This is a genomic window from Kitasatospora sp. NPDC028055, from assembly GCF_040637885.1.
Lineage (GTDB): Bacteria > Actinomycetota > Actinomycetes > Streptomycetales > Streptomycetaceae > Kitasatospora.
The window spans coordinates 1-2,462 of record NZ_JBEZXE010000109.1 but is presented as its reverse complement, the minus strand read 5'-3'; the positions used below and the strand labels follow the sequence as shown (position 1 = coordinate 2,462).

Here is a 2,462-nt window from a genome sequence, read left to right as displayed (position 1 = left end):
CCCGCGCCCGCCCCCCGCCCCCCGGCGGCCCCCGGGCCATGGGCTCACCTGGCCATGGGCTCACCTGGCCATGGGCTCACCTGGCCATGGGCTCACCTGGCCGGGCGCCTTTGCCCGTGTCGGCCACGGGTCGGGTCGGGTGGCTGCTGAGCCCCGCAGCCGCCCGGGCCCGCGCCCGGTGCGTTCCTCGTGCCTCTTGTCCTCCTCGCGTCTCAGCTCGGCGGCAGCGGTTGCCACAGGCAGCCGCAGTCCGGGTGTCCTCGGAGCCGCAGGCGGCGGGGCATGCCGTCGCCCGCGGAGATCTCGCACCAGCCGTCGACGCTCGGCGGTCGGCCGCCGTCCAGGTACACCTGGACGTGCAGCGCCGCCAAACCGGCGACGGCCGTGGCCAGGGCCGTGTCGCAGGCCGGGGTGCGGGCCCGGCCCGGGCCGTCGTCCGCCAGCTGGGCGAGGACCCGCGGCCAGGCGGCGTCCTCGTCCTCCCGGCGCAGCACCAGGCAGTGCCCGCAGGCCGACCGCCCCGGGATCACCAGCGGTCCGACGATGCCGAACTCCTCGACCACGCCCACGTACAGGTGCGGCACCCCGGCCCGGAGCAGCAGCCGGGCCTCGTACGTTCCGCCCGCGAAGGCGGCGCTGCCGTCCCGGGGTGCGAGGACCACGAAGTCGGGCGGCGGGTCGTCGCTCTTGCGCCGGGGCACCGGGGCCAGTGGGCGACCGGTGGCGCGTTGCACCGCCTCCCGGGCGACCGTCGAGCGCAGCCGCCCGATGTCCGAGGGCGGCAGCCCGGCGGGGGAGCAGTCGTCGGGCCGGACCCGGCCGGTGTCGGCCACCGTGACGGTGCCGGCGCCGCCGGCGGCGAGCACGGCCGCCACGGCCGCGCCGACCCGGCCCGCGCCGCGTACCTCGATCCTGGCCCTGGCGCGCCGGACCAGGACGGCCGGTGCGGCGCCCGGTCCGGAGTGGACCAGGGAGAGCGAGGCGAGATCGGGCGCGAGGACGTCCTGGTGGGGCCGGGGGAAGTGCGACAGTGCCCGGCCGGTCGCCTCCGCGTCGTCCAGCAGCCCCGTCTCCTCCAGTTCGCTCAGCAGGGTGTCGGTGGGCTCGCGGCCGAGCCCGATCCGTTCGCCGGCGGAGAGGAGCTCGGGTCGTTCGCGCGTCCCGTCGAGCAGGTCGAGGAACTCGCACAGCGTCTTGTCGGCGTTGCCGAGCACCCCGGCGAACCGGGTGACGGTGCCGAACTGCAGGGTCTCGGAGTCCCGCCAGCTGCGGGACAGCGCGGGCTTGAGCATGAGGCGCACGGTGGTCTCCCTTCCGATCGTTTCCGGACGGCTGACCGCAGCATGCCCCATGGCGGCGGGGGCGTGCGGAAAGTTATCCACAGGTCCGGGCGCATGATCACACCATCTGTTCGGGAGCCCTGTGGATAACTGCCCATCCTTCCGGGCGTCGGTTTCCGGACACCCTCCGGCAGCCTTTCGTTCCCGATCGCTCCATGAAAGATTTCGGCCACGGCACCGGACTTCTGTCAGTGGTACCGGGTAACGTCGTGTGCCATGGCAGCCGAGCGGGACTCCCATCCACCGGCGTCGCGTCGGCGTGCCCGTGCAGCGTCCGGGTCCCAGATGGCGGCGCCGAGTACGCGCGGGCGCCCGGACGAGAAGCAGCGCGAGAAGTCGCACGACAAGCAGCAGGCGAGGCCGCAGTACCCGCCCGCCGGGGCGGTGCCCCCGGAGGCGCACGACCGCAGCCGGGTCGAGGTGCGGCGCAGCGCCCGGCGCAGCCGTACGGTCTCCGCCTACCGCGAGGGTGACCGCACCGTCGTGCTGATCCCGGCCCGGATGTCGCACGCCGAGGAGCAGCGCTGGGTCGCGCAGATGCTGGAGAAGCTCGCGGCCCAGGAGCGTCGGCGGATCCTCGGGGACGACGCCCTGATGTCACGGGCCCGGGAGCTGTCGGCGGCCTACCTGGCCGGCCGGGCCGAGCCGGTGCAGGTCCGCTGGGTGACCAACCAGAATTCGCGCTGGGGCTCCTGCACTCCCAGCGAGGGGACGATCCGGTTGTCGCACCGGCTGCAGGGCATGCCGGAGTACGTGCTGGACTACGTGTTGCTGCACGAGTTGGCGCACCTGCTGGTGCCGGACCACGGCCCGGCGTTCTGGGCGCTGCTGGAGGCCTATCCGCGGACGGAGCGGGCCCGCGGCTACCTGGAGGGTGTGGTGTCGGCGGCCCGGCTGCCGCACATCCCGGGGGCCCGGCACGGTGCGCCGGGGTCGGGGTCGGGGCCGGGAGCGGAGCCGGATCCGGGAGCTTCCTGCGGGTGAGGGTGGACATGAAGAGGGGGCGGGGGGCGGGGGGGGGGCCCCCCCCCCCCCCACTCACAACATCGGGGGGGGGGGGTGGCGGGTGGGGTGCGGGCCCCCGCGACCCGGGGGCGCCCCCCGGGGTGGGGGGGCGACGGC

General features: G+C 75.5%; 2 protein-coding genes. One reads left to right on the top strand and one right to left on the bottom strand.

The window, feature by feature from the left end; all coding sequences use genetic code 11:
- Positions 1-212: 212 nt before the first annotated feature.
- On the bottom strand, positions 213-1,292 hold the full coding sequence (locus tag AB0F71_RS39825) for a ThiF family adenylyltransferase (RefSeq protein ID WP_360246207.1): 1,080 nt from the start codon (positions 1,290-1,292) through the stop codon (positions 213-215).
- 333 nt (positions 1,293-1,625) lie between these two features.
- On the opposite strand from AB0F71_RS39825, the gene AB0F71_RS39820 reads away from it, so the two are divergent.
- Positions 1,626-2,324, top strand: coding sequence for a SprT-like domain-containing protein (locus tag AB0F71_RS39820; protein ID WP_360246204.1), 699 nt, complete (start codon positions 1,626-1,628; stop codon positions 2,322-2,324).
- The last annotated feature ends 138 nt before the right edge of the window (positions 2,325-2,462 follow it).

Coding starts and splice junctions, on each gene's coding strand:
- AB0F71_RS39825 (WP_360246207.1), bottom strand. CDS start 1,292: ATGCTCAAGCCCGCGCTGTCCCGCAGCTGGCGGGACTCCGAGACCCTG.
- AB0F71_RS39820 (WP_360246204.1), top strand. CDS start 1,626: ATGGCGGCGCCGAGTACGCGCGGGCGCCCGGACGAGAAGCAGCGCGAG.